Annotated in this window: 14 protein-coding genes; all 14 read left to right on the plus strand. The window is 56.9% G+C overall.

Translation table 11 applies throughout. The features are described from left to right. The first annotated feature begins 312 nt into the window (after positions 1 to 312). The 14 genes from mnmG (at position 313) to glmU (ending at position 13285) form a co-directional block, all read left to right on the plus strand. Positions 313 to 2205: a tRNA uridine-5-carboxymethylaminomethyl(34) synthesis enzyme MnmG gene (gene mnmG, locus MJP36_RS02235; RefSeq protein WP_060756570.1), complete on the plus strand. Its 1893-nt coding sequence runs from the start codon at positions 313 to 315 to the stop codon at positions 2203 to 2205. Then, the gene (gene rsmG, locus MJP36_RS02240) at positions 2202 to 2846 is read left to right on the plus strand and encodes a 16S rRNA (guanine(527)-N(7))-methyltransferase RsmG (protein ID WP_060756571.1); all 645 of its coding nucleotides are present in this window, start codon (positions 2202 to 2204) and stop codon (positions 2844 to 2846) included. The genes mnmG and rsmG overlap by 4 nt, the downstream gene beginning before the upstream one ends. An 18-nt stretch (positions 2847 to 2864) precedes the next feature. Then, complete coding sequence (locus MJP36_RS02245; RefSeq protein ID WP_060756572.1) at positions 2865 to 3662, plus strand: ParA family protein; 798 nt, start codon at positions 2865 to 2867, stop codon at positions 3660 to 3662. A gap of 9 nt (positions 3663 to 3671) precedes the next feature. After that, the gene (locus MJP36_RS02250; RefSeq protein WP_244384770.1) at positions 3672 to 4544 is read left to right on the plus strand and encodes a ParB/RepB/Spo0J family partition protein; all 873 of its coding nucleotides are present in this window, start codon (positions 3672 to 3674) and stop codon (positions 4542 to 4544) included. Between the two features lie 148 nt (positions 4545 to 4692). Beyond that, positions 4693 to 5100, plus strand: a complete 408-nt coding sequence (locus MJP36_RS02255; RefSeq protein ID WP_090367811.1) for a F0F1 ATP synthase subunit I — start codon at positions 4693 to 4695, stop codon at positions 5098 to 5100. 16 nt (positions 5101 to 5116) lie between these two features. Beyond that, a complete protein-coding gene (atpB, locus tag MJP36_RS02260) occupies positions 5117 to 5986 on the plus strand; it encodes a F0F1 ATP synthase subunit A (protein WP_024078254.1) in 870 nt (289 codons plus the stop codon). Positions 5987 to 6118: 132 nt separating this feature from the next. After that, the gene (gene atpE / locus MJP36_RS02265) at positions 6119 to 6376 is read left to right on the plus strand and encodes a F0F1 ATP synthase subunit C (RefSeq protein ID WP_002555987.1); all 258 of its coding nucleotides are present in this window, start codon (positions 6119 to 6121) and stop codon (positions 6374 to 6376) included. A 56-nt stretch (positions 6377 to 6432) separates the two neighbouring features. Then, the gene (locus tag MJP36_RS02270; RefSeq protein ID WP_060756576.1) at positions 6433 to 6903 is read left to right on the plus strand and encodes a F0F1 ATP synthase subunit B; all 471 of its coding nucleotides are present in this window, start codon (positions 6433 to 6435) and stop codon (positions 6901 to 6903) included. 12 nt (positions 6904 to 6915) lie between these two features. Beyond that, positions 6916 to 7452, plus strand: a complete 537-nt coding sequence (locus MJP36_RS02275; protein WP_060756577.1) for a F0F1 ATP synthase subunit delta — start codon at positions 6916 to 6918, stop codon at positions 7450 to 7452. Positions 7453 to 7473: 21 nt separating this feature from the next. Further along, positions 7474 to 9018, plus strand: coding sequence for a F0F1 ATP synthase subunit alpha (gene atpA / locus MJP36_RS02280; protein ID WP_060756578.1), 1545 nt, complete (start codon positions 7474 to 7476; stop codon positions 9016 to 9018). 50 nt (positions 9019 to 9068) lie between these two features. Continuing rightward, positions 9069 to 9929, plus strand: a complete 861-nt coding sequence (gene atpG / locus MJP36_RS02285) for a F0F1 ATP synthase subunit gamma (protein WP_010207685.1) — start codon at positions 9069 to 9071, stop codon at positions 9927 to 9929. 27 nt (positions 9930 to 9956) lie between these two features. Continuing rightward, a complete protein-coding gene (gene atpD / locus MJP36_RS02290; protein WP_060756579.1) occupies positions 9957 to 11333 on the plus strand; it encodes a F0F1 ATP synthase subunit beta in 1377 nt (458 codons plus the stop codon). 44 nt (positions 11334 to 11377) lie between these two features. Then, positions 11378 to 11794 (plus strand): F0F1 ATP synthase subunit epsilon, encoded by a 417-nt coding sequence (locus MJP36_RS02295; protein WP_003177061.1) that lies wholly within the window; start codon positions 11378 to 11380, stop codon positions 11792 to 11794. Positions 11795 to 11917: 123 nt separating this feature from the next. Next, positions 11918 to 13285 (plus strand): bifunctional UDP-N-acetylglucosamine diphosphorylase/glucosamine-1-phosphate N-acetyltransferase GlmU, encoded by a 1368-nt coding sequence (gene glmU / locus MJP36_RS02300; RefSeq protein ID WP_244384772.1) that lies wholly within the window; start codon positions 11918 to 11920, stop codon positions 13283 to 13285. Positions 13286 to 13422: the final 137 nt, after the last annotated feature.

Here is a 13422-nt window from a genome sequence, read left to right on the forward strand (position 1 = left end):
GCTTAAAGCAGTTATCCAAGGGGCTCATTGGCACATGACCACAACCTTTTGAATCTCTGTACACACCATAAATAAAGGGATACAGAGCTTTATCCACAGAAAGGTAGCTCAGTAGAAATAAACATAAAAACAAAGATCTTATAAATTTCTTTCTTTTTAATTTCTTTTGCTCGTGACTCATCCACAGCTGGTTAAATTTTGTGCAAAGGGTTCTTTAGGAAGGGCTAAGTCCCTATACTTGCCGCCAAAGCTCTAAAACCAGCTCAACCAATCAATTCCTAATTACCTACATAAGCAGGCACGAGGTGCGTGGTGGATTTCCCTTCCCGTTTTGAAGTGATCGTCATCGGCGGCGGTCATGCCGGTACCGAGGCAGCACTGGCGTCAGCACGCATGGGTGTAAAAACCCTGTTGTTGACGCATAACGTGGAAACCCTCGGTGCCATGAGTTGCAACCCCGCCATTGGTGGGATCGGTAAAAGCCATCTGGTCAAAGAAATCGACGCCCTTGGCGGCGTGATGGCTATGGCTACTGATAAAGGCGGCATTCAATTTCGCGTGCTCAACAGCCGCAAAGGCCCGGCCGTGCGTGCTACGCGGGCACAAGCTGACCGCATCCTGTACAAGGCGGCGGTGCGTGAAACCCTGGAAAACCAGCCGAACCTGTGGATATTTCAACAGGCAGCAGATGACCTGATCGTTGAACAGGACCAGGTACGCGGTGTTGTCACTCAAATGGGCCTGCGTTTTTTCGCAGAATCCGTGGTGTTGACCACCGGTACCTTCCTCGGCGGACTTATCCACATCGGAATGCAAAACTATTCCGGTGGTCGTGCGGGTGACCCACCCTCGATCGCCCTGGCAAAACGCCTGCGTGAATTGCCGCTGCGTGTCGGCCGCCTGAAAACCGGAACCCCGCCACGTATCGACGGGCGTTCTGTAGATTTTTCGGTGATGACCGAACAAGCCGGTGATACGCCAATCCCAGTGATGTCGTTCATGGGGTCCAAAGAGCTGCACCCGAAACAGGTCAGTTGCTGGATTACCCACACCAATGCGCGTACCCACGAAATCATTGCCGCGAACCTCGACCGTTCACCGATGTATTCCGGCGTGATCGAAGGCATCGGCCCGCGTTATTGCCCATCGATTGAAGACAAGATCCACCGCTTTGCCGACAAGGAAAGCCACCAGGTCTTTATCGAACCGGAAGGTTTGACCACTCACGAGCTGTACCCGAACGGGATTTCCACTTCGTTGCCGTTCGACGTGCAAATCCAGATCGTGCAGTCGATTCGCGGCATGGAAAACGCCCACATCGTGCGGCCGGGCTACGCCATCGAGTACGACTACTTCGACCCGCGTGACTTGAAGTACAGCCTGGAAACCAAAGTCATCGGCGGCTTGTTCTTCGCCGGGCAAATCAACGGCACCACCGGCTACGAAGAAGCCGGCGCCCAGGGTTTGCTGGCCGGGACCAACGCAGCACTGCGTGCACAAGGCAAAGACAGCTGGTGCCCGCGTCGCGATGAAGCGTACATCGGCGTATTGGTGGATGACCTGATTACCCTGGGTACTCAGGAGCCCTACCGGATGTTCACTTCCCGGGCGGAATATCGCCTGATCCTGCGCGAAGACAACGCCGACCTGCGCCTGACCGAGAAAGGTCGCGAGCTGGGCTTGGTCGATGACGTGCGTTGGGCGGCATTCTGCAAAAAACGCGAGAGCATCGCGCTGGAAGAGCAGCGTTTGAAAAGCACCTGGGTCCGCCCAGGCACCGAGCAAGGCGATGCGATTGCAGAAAAATTCGGCACGCCGCTGACCCACGAGTACAACTTGCTGAACCTGCTGTCCCGGCCGGAAATCGACTACGCTGGCTTGGTCGAAGTGACCGGACAAGGTGCAGAAGATCCACAAGTGGCCGAGCAGGTCGAAATCAAGACCAAATACGCCGGGTATATTGACCGCCAGCAGGATGAGATCGCCCGCTTGCGCGCCAGTGAAGACACCAAGCTGCCTGTGGATATCGACTACACCGGGATTTCCGGTCTGTCGAAAGAAATTCAAAGCAAGCTGGGGATAACGCGTCCGGAGACCCTGGGCCAGGCTTCACGTATTCCCGGTGTCACTCCGGCAGCGATTTCGCTGTTGATGATTCATTTGAAAAAACGCGGCGCGGGCCGTCAGTTGGAGCAAAGCGCTTGAGTTCGTTGGTCACCGTACAACACGCCGAAGAGTTATCCACAGGTGCACGCCAGTTGGGCGTCGACCTGACCGCCGCCCAGCATGAGTTGCTGCTGGGCTACCTGGCCCTGTTGATCAAATGGAACAAGGCTTACAACCTGACCGCTGTGCGTGATCCCGATGAAATGGTCTCCCGCCACCTGCTCGACAGCTTGAGCGTGATGCCGTTTATCGAAAACGGTCGCTGGCTCGACGTCGGCAGCGGCGGTGGCATGCCCGGTATTCCGCTGGCCATCCTGTTTCCAGAGTCGCAAGTGACGTGCCTGGACAGCAATGGCAAGAAAACCCGCTTCCTGACCCAGGTCAAACTCGAACTCAAATTGGATAACCTGCAAGTTATCCACAGCCGTGTCGAAGCCTTCACACCTGAACAGCCATTCAACGGTATCGTCTCCCGGGCGTTCAGCAGCATGGAGAACTTCAGCAACTGGACCCGCCACCTGGGCGACCGCGATACGCGCTGGCTGGCAATGAAGGGCGTTCATCCAAGCGACGAGCTGTTAGCATTGCCGGCAGACTTCCACCTCGATAGCGAACACGCCTTGGCCGTACCTGGTTGCCAAGGCCAACGCCATCTGCTGATACTGCGCCGCACGGCATGATTGGGAACACAAGCAAGAATGGCTAAGGTATTCGCGATAGCGAACCAGAAAGGTGGCGTGGGCAAAACCACCACCTGCATCAACCTCGCAGCATCCCTGGTCGCTACCAAGCGTCGGGTGCTGTTGATCGATCTTGATCCACAGGGCAACGCCACCATGGGTAGCGGTGTGGATAAACATGGCCTGGAAAACTCGGTCTACGACTTGCTGATCGGTGAGTGCGACCTGACCCAGGCCATGCACTTTTCCGAGCACGGCGGTTATCAACTGCTGCCGGCCAACCGCGATTTGACCGCGGCGGAAGTGGTGCTGCTGGAAATGCAGATGAAAGAAAGCCGTCTGCGCAGCGCACTGGCGCCGATTCGCGAAAACTACGACTACATTTTGATCGACTGCCCGCCGTCGCTGTCGATGTTGACGTTGAACGCGCTGGTGGCCGCCGACGGGGTGATTATCCCCATGCAGTGCGAGTATTACGCACTGGAAGGGTTGAGCGACCTTGTGGATAACATCAAGCGTATCGCCGAGTTGTTGAACCCGAACCTGCAGATCGAAGGTCTGCTGCGGACGATGTTCGACCCACGCCTGAGCCTGATGAACGACGTGTCGGCGCAGCTCAAGGAACACTTCGGCGATCAGTTGTACGACACCGTGATCCCGCGCAACATCCGTCTGGCCGAAGCGCCAAGCTATGGCATGCCCGCGCTGGCGTATGACAAATCCTCACGTGGTGCCATTGCCTACCTGGCATTGGCCGGCGAGATGGTTCGCCGTCAGCGCCGCAACTCACGTACCGCTGCAGCTCAGCCAACTTAAGGAATCCCCATGGCCGTCAAGAAACGAGGTCTCGGACGTGGACTGGATGCACTGTTGAGTGGTCCGACCGTCACATCGCTTGAAGAACAAGCGGTGCAGGCCGATGAGCGCGAGCTGCAACACCTGCCGCTGGACCTGATCCAGCGCGGTAAGTACCAGCCACGTCGGGACATGGACCCCCAGGCGCTGGAGGAACTGGCCAACTCGATCAAGACACAGGGGGTGATGCAGCCCATCGTGGTACGCCCCATTGGTGGTGGCCGTTTTGAAATCATCGCGGGCGAACGTCGCTGGCGTGCCAGCCAGCAGGCCGGCAAGGAAACCATCCCGGCGATGGTGCGCGATGTGCCGGATGAAACCGCCATCGCGATGGCGTTGATCGAAAACATCCAGCGTGAAGATCTCAACCCGATCGAAGAAGCGATTGCCTTGCAGCGTTTGCAGCAGGAATTCCAGCTGACCCAGCAACAAGTGGCTGAGGCGGTGGGTAAATCCCGCGTCACCGTTTCCAACTTGCTGCGCCTGATCGCGTTGCCGGAAGTCATCAAGACCATGTTGTCCCATGGCGACCTGGAAATGGGTCACGCTCGTGCTTTGCTCGGATTGCCGGAAAATCAACAGGTTGAAGGGGCGCGACACGTTGTCGCACGCGGCCTCACCGTTCGTCAGACCGAGGCGCTGGTTCGCCAGTGGCTCAGCGGCAAACCTGCACCGGTCGAAGCGGCCAAACCTGATCCGGATATCGCGCGCCTTGAGCAGCGCCTGGCCGAGCGGCTGGGCTCGACGGTGCAAATTCGCCATGGCAAGAAGGGCAAAGGGCAACTGGTCATCGGATATAACTCCCTTGATGAGCTTCAGGGCGTCCTTGCCCACATCCGCTGAAACATTTGCTTATGTAGCGCGCGATCGGAAAACACTACCCGACAGTTGAATAGGGGCTGAACCGCCCCTATACTCTGCGCGCATTTTGTCGGCACAAATTATGCCAAGTTATTGATTTCCGGCAGCCGACCATTGAGGAGCAAGAGTGATGGAAACCCGCACGCCAAACACGTTGCCGTTCCATCGCTTGGCCGTTTTTCCGGTTTTATTGGCTCAATTTGTCGTTTTGCTGATCGCCGCATTGGCGCTTTGGTACTGGCATGGAGTCGTAGCCGGATATTCAGGACTCTGCGGAGGCCTGATAGCCTTGCTGCCCAATATGTATTTTGCTCACAGGGCCTTTCGGTTTTCCGGCGCCCGAGCAGCCCAGGCTATCGTCCGGTCTTTCTATGCCGGTGAAGCAGGGAAACTGATTTTGACGGCAGTGCTGTTCGCACTGACCTTTGCAGGTGTGAAGCCATTGGCGCCGCTGGCTGTATTCGGCGCCTTCGTGTTGACCCAATTGGTCAGCTGGTTCGCTCCCCTGCTAATGAAAACAAGACTTTCGAAACCTTAGGGCGTTTGAGGCACACATGGCAGAAACAACCGCTTCGGGCTATATCCAGCACCACTTGCAGAACCTGACTTTCGGTCAGCTTCCCAACGGCGGCTGGGGCTTCGCCCATACCGCAGCTGAAGCCAAGGAAATGGGCTTCTGGGCTTTCCACCTGGATACTCTGGGCTGGTCGGTCGCACTGGGTCTGATCTTTGTCCTGATTTTCCGCATGGCGGCGAAGAAGGCGACCTCCGGTCAGCCAGGTGCATTGCAGAACTTCGTTGAAGTACTGGTCGAATTCGTCGATGGCAGCGTGAAAGACAGCTTCCATGGCCGTAGCCCGGTGATCGCACCGCTGGCACTGACCATCTTCGTCTGGGTGTTCCTGATGAACGCCGTCGACCTGGTACCGGTCGACTGGATTCCTCAGCTGGCCATCCTGATCTCCGGCGACCACCACATTCCATTCCGTGCGGTTTCCACCACGGACCCTAACGCCACCCTGGGCATGGCCCTGTCGGTGTTTGCGTTGATCATCTTCTACAGCATCAAGGTCAAGGGCATCGGCGGCTTCATCGGCGAACTCACCCTGCACCCGTTCGGCAGCAAGAACATCTTCGTTCAAGCCTTGCTGATCCCGGTGAACTTCCTGCTGGAATTCGTGACCCTGGTCGCCAAGCCTATCTCCCTGGCCCTGCGACTGTTCGGCAACATGTATGCCGGCGAGCTGGTGTTCATCCTGATCGCTGTGATGTTCGGCAGCGGTCTGCTCTGGCTTAGCGGCCTGGGCGTGGTTCTGCAGTGGGCGTGGGCTGTGTTCCACATCCTGATCATCACCCTGCAGGCCTTCATCTTCATGATGCTGACCATCGTCTACCTGTCGATGGCGCACGAAGAGAACCATTAAGACCAGTCTCGACTAGTCTGATGTCCTTCCCGGTAATACGGGAAGGTGGCCCTAGCGGGCTATGAAACGATTTGTTTTACCGCTTTAAAATCTAAAAACCTAAACCATACGACGTAAAAGTCGGGAGGAAAGATGGAAACTGTAGTTGGTCTAACCGCTATCGCTGTTGCACTGTTGATCGGCCTGGGCGCTCTGGGTACTGCCATTGGTTTCGGCCTGCTGGGCGGCAAATTCCTGGAAGGCGCAGCGCGTCAGCCAGAAATGGTTCCAATGCTGCAAGTTAAAATGTTCATCGTCGCCGGCCTGCTCGACGCCGTGACCATGATCGGCGTTGGTATCGCTCTGTTCTTCACCTTCGCGAACCCCTTCGTTGGTCAACTCGCTGGCTAATCACTCGAATTTTCGAGTGATTAGGGTGATGGACAACGAATGAGCGAGGTGTTGGCGTGAACATTAATGCAACCCTGATTGGCCAATCCGTTGCGTTCTTCATTTTTGTAGTGTTTTGCATGAAGTTCGTGTGGCCTCCGGTCATCGCGGCTTTGCACGAACGTCAGAAGAAGATCGCGGATGGTTTGGACGCTGCCACCCGTGCAGCTCGCGACCTGGAGTTGGCCCAAGAGAAAGCGGGTCATCAACTGCGCGAAGCTAAAGCACAGGCAGCTGAAATCATTGAGCAAGCCAAGAAACGCGGTAACCAGATCGTCGAAGAGGCTGTTGAAAAAGCCCGCGTCGAAGCTGACCGTGTGAAGGCTTCGGCTCATGCCGAGATCGAACAGGAACTGAACGGCGTCAAAGACGCGCTGCGTGCCCAACTGGGTGCCCTGGCGGTCGGCGGCGCTGAGAAGATCCTCGGTGCCACAATCGATCAAAACGCGCACGCGGAGCTGGTTAATAAACTGGCTGCTGAAATTTAAGCGAGGGCGATCATGGCAGAACTGACCACGTTGGCCCGACCTTACGCCAAGGCAGCCTTCGAGCACGCCCAGGCCCACCAGCAGCTGGCCTCTTGGTCAGCCATGCTCGGCCTGGCTGCAGCAGTGTCGCAAGACGACACCATGCAGCGCGTGCTCAAGGCCCCGCGCCTGACGAGCGCAGACAAGGCCGCCACTTTTATTGAAGTGTGCGGCGACAAGTTTGATGTGAAAGTGCAGAACTTCATCCACGTCGTTGCCGAAAACGACCGTCTCCTGCTTTTGCCGGAGATTGCCGCTCTGTTCGACCTGTACAAGGCCGAAGAAGAGAAGTCGGTAGACGTTGAAGTGACCAGTGCTTTTGCATTGAACCAAGAACAGCAAGACAAACTCGCCAAGGTTCTCAGTGCACGACTCAATCGGGAAGTGCGCCTGCAAGCTTCGGAGGACGCATCACTGATCGGTGGTGTTGTTATCCGTGCCGGCGACCTGGTTATCGATGGCTCGATTCGCGGCAAAATCGCGAAACTTGCCGAAGCATTGAAATCTTGAGTTTGAAGGGGCAGCAGAGCAATGCAGCAACTCAATCCTTCCGAAATAAGTGAAATCATCAAGGGCCGCATCGACAAACTCGATGTGACCTCCCAAGCCCGTAACGAAGGCACTGTCGTCAGCGTATCTGACGGTATCGTGCGGATTCACGGTCTGGCCGACGTCATGTCCGGCGAGATGATCGAGTTTCCGGGCGGCGTCTACGGTATGGCCCTCAACCTGGAGCAGGACTCCGTAGGTGCCGTTATCCTGGGCGCATACCAGTCTCTGGCTGAAGGCATGAGCGCCAAGTGCACAGGCCGCATCCTGGAGGTTCCGGTTGGTAAGGAACTGCTGGGTCGCGTAGTCGACGCACTGGGTAACCCTGTTGACGGCAAAGGTCCACTGGGCAACACCGAGACCGACGCGGTCGAGAAAGTTGCTCCAGGCGTGATCTGGCGTAAGTCGGTAGACCAGCCTGTACAGACTGGCTACAAGGCTGTCGATGCCATGATCCCTGTCGGCCGTGGCCAGCGTGAGCTGATCATCGGCGACCGTCAGATCGGTAAAACCGCTCTGGCCATCGACGCGATCATCAACCAGAAAGACAGCGGCATTTTCTGCGTCTACGTAGCCATTGGTCAGAAGCAATCGACCATCGCCAACGTGGTTCGCAAGCTGGAAGAAAACGGTGCACTGAAAAACACGATCATCGTGGCTGCCAGTGCTTCGGAATCTCCTGCGCTGCAATACCTGGCACCGTACGCCGGTTGCACCATGGGTGAATTCTTCCGCGACCGCGGTGAAGACGCGCTGATCGTTTATGACGATCTGTCCAAGCAAGCAGTGGCTTACCGCCAGATTTCCCTGCTGCTGCGCCGTCCACCAGGCCGTGAAGCTTACCCAGGCGACGTGTTCTATCTCCACTCCCGTCTGCTGGAGCGCGCATCCCGCGTTTCGGAAGAGTACGTAGAGAAGTTCACCAACGGCGCAGTGACCGGCAAAACCGGTTCCCTGACCGCTCTGCCGATCATCGAAACCCAGGCTGGCGACGTTTCCGCGTTCGTTCCGACCAACGTGATTTCCATCACCGACGGTCAGATCTTCCTGGAATCGGCCATGTTCAACTCAGGCATCCGTCCTGCTGTGAACGCCGGTGTTTCGGTATCCCGTGTGGGTGGTGCCGCTCAGACCAAGATCATCAAGAAGCTCTCCGGTGGTATCCGTACCGCTCTGGCTCAGTACCGTGAACTGGCGGCATTCGCCCAGTTCGCTTCTGACCTGGACGAAGCGACCCGTAAGCAACTTGAGCATGGTCAGCGCGTTACCGAGCTGATGAAGCAGAAGCAATACGCCCCTATGTCGATCGCTGACATGGCGTTGTCGCTGTATGCCGCTGAGCGTGGGTTCCTGACTGACGTCGAAATCGCCAAGGTCGGCAGCTTTGAACAAGCGCTGATTGCTTACTTCAACCGCGATCACGCCGACTTGTTGGCCAAGATCAACGTGAAGGGTGACTTCAATGACGAAATCGACGCTGGCCTGAAAGCCGGTATCGAGAAGTTCAAGGCCACCCAAACCTGGTAAGCCGCAGCGGGAGCCGCAAGGCTCCCGCTTGCTAACCTGATAGGTGTTACATGGCAGGCGCAAAAGAGATTCGCAGTAAGATTGCGAGCATCAAAAGCACGCAAAAAATTACCAGCGCCATGGAAAAAGTGGCGGTCAGCAAAATGCGCAAGGCACAAATGCGCATGGCTGCTAGCCGTCCTTATGCGGAGCGTATCCGCCAGGTAATTGGGCATCTGGCCAACGCCAACCCGGAATACCGCCACCCATTCATGATCGACCGCGAAGTAAAGCGCGTTGGTTATGTGGTTGTGAGCAGTGACCGTGGTTTGTGCGGTGGTTTGAATACCAACCTGTTCAAGGCCCTGGTCAAGGACATGGCGGTAAACCGCGAAAAGGGCGTCGAGATCGATCTGTGTGTTGTTGGTAGCAAGGGTGCGGCCTTTTTCCGTAACTTCGGCGGTAACGTCGTTGCAGCTATCAGCCACCTGGGTGAAGAGCCGTCGATCAATGATTTGATCGGCAGTGTGAAGGTGATGCTGGATGCATACCTGGAAGGCCGGATTGACCGTCTCTCCGTGGTATCCAACAAGTTCATCAACACCATGACCCAGCAGCCAACCGTGGAGCAATTGATTCCACTGGTGGCGACTCCGGATCAGGAACTCAAGCACCACTGGGACTACCTCTACGAACCAGACGCCAAAGAGCTGCTTGACGGCTTGATGGTGCGCTACGTGGAGTCGCAGGTGTACCAGGCGGTGGTCGAGAACAACGCAGCTGAACAAGCGGCGCGGATGATCGCGATGAAAAACGCTACCGATAACGCCGGTGATCTGATCAGCGATTTGCAGCTGATCTACAACAAGGCGCGTCAGGCTGCGATCACCCAAGAGATCTCGGAAATCGTCGGCGGCGCTGCCGCGGTTTAACGGTTCAAATATTCAGAGGATCCAGCTATGAGTAGCGGACGTATCGTTCAAATCATCGGCGCCGTTATCGACGTGGAATTTCCACGCGACAACGTACCGAGCATCTACAACGCGCTGAAAGTACAAGGCGCGGACACTACTCTGGAAGTTCAGCAGCAGCTGGGCGACGGCGTAGTTCGTACCATTGCGATGGGTTCCACCGAAGGCTTGAAGCGCGGTCTGGACGTTGTCGACTCTGGCGCAGCCATCTCCGTACCGGTCGGTAAAGCGACCCTGGGCCGGATCATGGACGTACTGGGCAACCCGATTGACGAAGCTGGCCCGATCGACACCGAAGAGCGCTGGGGCATTCACCGTCCAGCACCTTCGTTCGCCGAGCAAGCTGGCGGCAACGATCTGCTGGAAACCGGCATCAAGGTTATCGACCTGGTTTGCCCGTTCGCCAAAGGCGGTAAAGTCGGTCTGTTCGGTGGTGCCGGTGTAGGCAAGACCGTAAACATGATGGAACTGATCCGTAACATCGCCATCGAGCACAGCGGTTATTCCGTGTTCGCGGGTGTGGGTGAGCGTACTCGTGAGGGTAACGACTTCTACCACGAGATGAAGGACTCCAACGTTCTGGACAAAGTGGCACTGGTTTACGGTCAGATGAACGAGCCGCCGGGAAACCGTCTGCGCGTAGCACTGACTGGCCTGACCATGGCCGAGAAGTTCCGTGACGAAGGTAACGACGTACTGTTGTTCGTCGACAACATCTACCGTTACACCCTGGCCGGTACTGAAGTATCCGCACTGCTGGGCCGTATGCCTTCGGCAGTAGGTTACCAGCCGACCCTGGCTGAAGAGATGGGCGTTCTGCAAGAACGTATCACTTCGACCAAGGAAGGTTCGATCACCTCGATCCAAGCGGTATACGTACCTGCGGATGACTTGACCGACCCGTCGCCTGCGACCACCTTCGCCCACTTGGACGCCACCGTCGTTCTGTCCCGTGACATCGCTTCCCTGGGTATCTACCCAGCGGTCGATCCACTCGACTCGACTTCGCGCCAGCTGGACCCGAACGTGATCGGCCAGGAGCACTACGACACCGCTCGCGGCGTTCAGTACGTGCTGCAGCGTTACAAAGAACTGAAGGACATCATTGCGATCCTGGGTATGGACGAGCTGTCGGAAGCCGACAAGCAGTTGGTAAACCGTGCTCGTAAGATCCAGCGTTTCTTGTCGCAGCCGTTCTTCGTGGCTGAAGTCTTCACCGGTGCTTCGGGTAAATACGTTTCCCTGAAAGACACCATTGCTGGCTTCAAAGGCATCCTCAACGGTGACTACGACCACCTGCCAGAACAAGCGTTCTACATGGTCGGCGGCATCGAAGAAGCGATCGAGAAAGCCAAGAAACTGTAATCCAGGCGCCCGGAAACGGGCGCTCATCAGGTTGAGGCAATCAGATGGCTATGACAGTCCATTGCGATATCGTCAGCGCGGAAGGGGAAATCTTCTCCGGTCTGGTAGAGATGGTGATTGCACACGGCGAACTCGGTGACCTTGGTATTGCCATGGGTCACGCGCCGTTGATCACCAGCTTGAAGCCAGGTCCGATCACTCTGACCAAGCAAGGCGGGGAAAAAGAGGTGTTTTACATCTCTGGTGGTTTCCTCGAGGTTCAGCCGAACATGGTCAAGGTACTTGCCGACACTGTGCAACGTGCTGGCGACCTGGATGAAGCCTCCGCTCAGGAAGCCGTCAAGGCTGCCGAGAAGGCCCTGAACGAAAAGGGTGCGGACTTCGACTACAGCGCTGCTGCTGTACGTCTGGCCGAGGCTGCAGCTCAGCTGCGCACGCTCCAGCAGATCCGCAAGAAGTAAACGGCCATGCCGTCATGCTTCATGCGCGATTGATTAAAAAGGGTAGCCTCGGCTACCCTTTTTCTTTTTTTGTAAAACACTTCTTTGGTCTGAACTCGGACCGCCCAGGATTGGTAGCCATTCATGTCTCTTGAAATCGTCATTCTCGCCGCAGGCCAGGGCACTCGCATGCGTTCGGCCCTGCCCAAGGTGCTGCACCCGGTCGCGGGGAACTCCATGCTCGGCCATGTTATCCACAGCGCTCGGCAGTTGGACCCGCAGCGGATTCACGTGGTGATCGGGCACGGTGCCGATGTGGTACGTGAACGTCTCGCCGCGGATGACTTGAATTTCGTATTGCAAGACAAGCAACTGGGTACTGGCCACGCCACGGCACAAGCCGTGCCGTTCATCAGTGCCGACACGGTGCTGATCCTCTATGGCGATGTGCCGCTGATCGAAGTGGAAACCCTGCAACGCCTGCTCAAACACGTAGTACCCGGCCAGATGGGCCTGCTCACCGTGGAGTTGGACGACCCTACCGGCTACGGGCGCATCGTGCGTGACGCCGACGGCAAGGTTGCGGCCATTGTCGAGCACAAAGACGCCACCGAAGCCCAGCGTGCTATCACCGAAGGCAACACCGGCATTCTGGCGGTCCCGGCCAGTAAGCTTGCTGACTGGATGAGCCGTCTGTCCAACAACAATGCTCAGGGCGAGTATTACCTCACCGACGTGATTGAAATGGCCGTCAGCGATGGCTTGCTGGTCGCTACCGAGCAACCTCACGACCCGATGGAAGTGCAGGGCGCCAACGACCGCAAGCAACTGGCCGAACTGGAACGTCACTACCAACTGCGCGAAGGTCGCCGCCTGATGGCCCAAGGCGTGACCTTGCGCGACCCGGCGCGATTCGACGTGCGCGGTGAAGTCACCGTGGGCCGAGACGTCCTCATCGACATCAACGTGATTCTGGAGGGTCGCGTCGTGATCGAGGACGACGTGGTGATTGGCCCGAACTGCGTGATCAAGGACAGTACCCTGCGCAAAGGTGTGGTGGTCAAGGCTAACAGCCACCTCGATGGCGCGGTGATGGGCGAGGGCAGTGATGCAGGCCCGTTTGCGCGGTTGCGTCCGGGTAGCGTGCTTGAAGCCAAAGCCCATGTGGGTAACTTTGTTGAACTGAAGAACGCCCACCTGGGCCAAGGCGCCAAGGCTGGTCACCTGACCTACTTGGGTGATGCGGTTATCGGTGCACGCACCAACATCGGCGCTGGCACCATCACCTGCAATTATGACGGCGCCAACAAGCACCAGACTGTATTGGGTGAAGATGTGTTTATCGGCTCTAACAATTCACTGGTCGCCCCGGTGAAAGTTGGTAATGGCGCGACCACAGCTGCAGGTTCCACCATCAACCAGGATGTGGATAACTTGCAGCTCGGCGTAGCCCGTGCTCGCCAGCGCAACATCGACGGCTGGAAACGCCCGGTCAAGCTCAAAAAGAGCTGAGTTATCCACACTCTCCCCAGCAACAAGACTCCAGTGTGGGAGGGGGCTTGCTCCCGATGGCGGTTTTCAGTCGATGCCTGAGTTGACTGATCTACCGCTATCGGGAGCAAGCCCCCTCCCACATTTCAAGAAATGTT

This window comes from Pseudomonas palleroniana, assembly GCF_022836895.1.
Classification (GTDB): domain Bacteria; phylum Pseudomonadota; class Gammaproteobacteria; order Pseudomonadales; family Pseudomonadaceae; genus Aquipseudomonas; species Aquipseudomonas palleroniana.

What these genes read in the sequence shown, in the direction of transcription:
- atpD (WP_060756579.1), top strand. Translation starts at nt 9,957, where the DNA reads ATGAGTAGCGGACGTATCGTTCAAATCATCGGCGCCGTTATCGACGTG.
- MJP36_RS02250 (WP_244384770.1), top strand. Translation starts at nt 3,672, where the DNA reads ATGGCCGTCAAGAAACGAGGTCTCGGACGTGGACTGGATGCACTGTTG.
- MJP36_RS02275 (WP_060756577.1), top strand. Translation starts at nt 6,916, where the DNA reads ATGGCAGAACTGACCACGTTGGCCCGACCTTACGCCAAGGCAGCCTTC.
- MJP36_RS02255 (WP_090367811.1), top strand. Translation starts at nt 4,693, where the DNA reads ATGGAAACCCGCACGCCAAACACGTTGCCGTTCCATCGCTTGGCCGTT.
- glmU (WP_244384772.1), top strand. Translation starts at nt 11,918, where the DNA reads ATGTCTCTTGAAATCGTCATTCTCGCCGCAGGCCAGGGCACTCGCATG.
- atpB (WP_024078254.1), top strand. Translation starts at nt 5,117, where the DNA reads ATGGCAGAAACAACCGCTTCGGGCTATATCCAGCACCACTTGCAGAAC.
- MJP36_RS02295 (WP_003177061.1), top strand. Translation starts at nt 11,378, where the DNA reads ATGGCTATGACAGTCCATTGCGATATCGTCAGCGCGGAAGGGGAAATC.
- atpE (WP_002555987.1), top strand. Translation starts at nt 6,119, where the DNA reads ATGGAAACTGTAGTTGGTCTAACCGCTATCGCTGTTGCACTGTTGATC.
- atpG (WP_010207685.1), top strand. Translation starts at nt 9,069, where the DNA reads ATGGCAGGCGCAAAAGAGATTCGCAGTAAGATTGCGAGCATCAAAAGC.
- MJP36_RS02245 (WP_060756572.1), top strand. Translation starts at nt 2,865, where the DNA reads ATGGCTAAGGTATTCGCGATAGCGAACCAGAAAGGTGGCGTGGGCAAA.
- atpA (WP_060756578.1), top strand. Translation starts at nt 7,474, where the DNA reads ATGCAGCAACTCAATCCTTCCGAAATAAGTGAAATCATCAAGGGCCGC.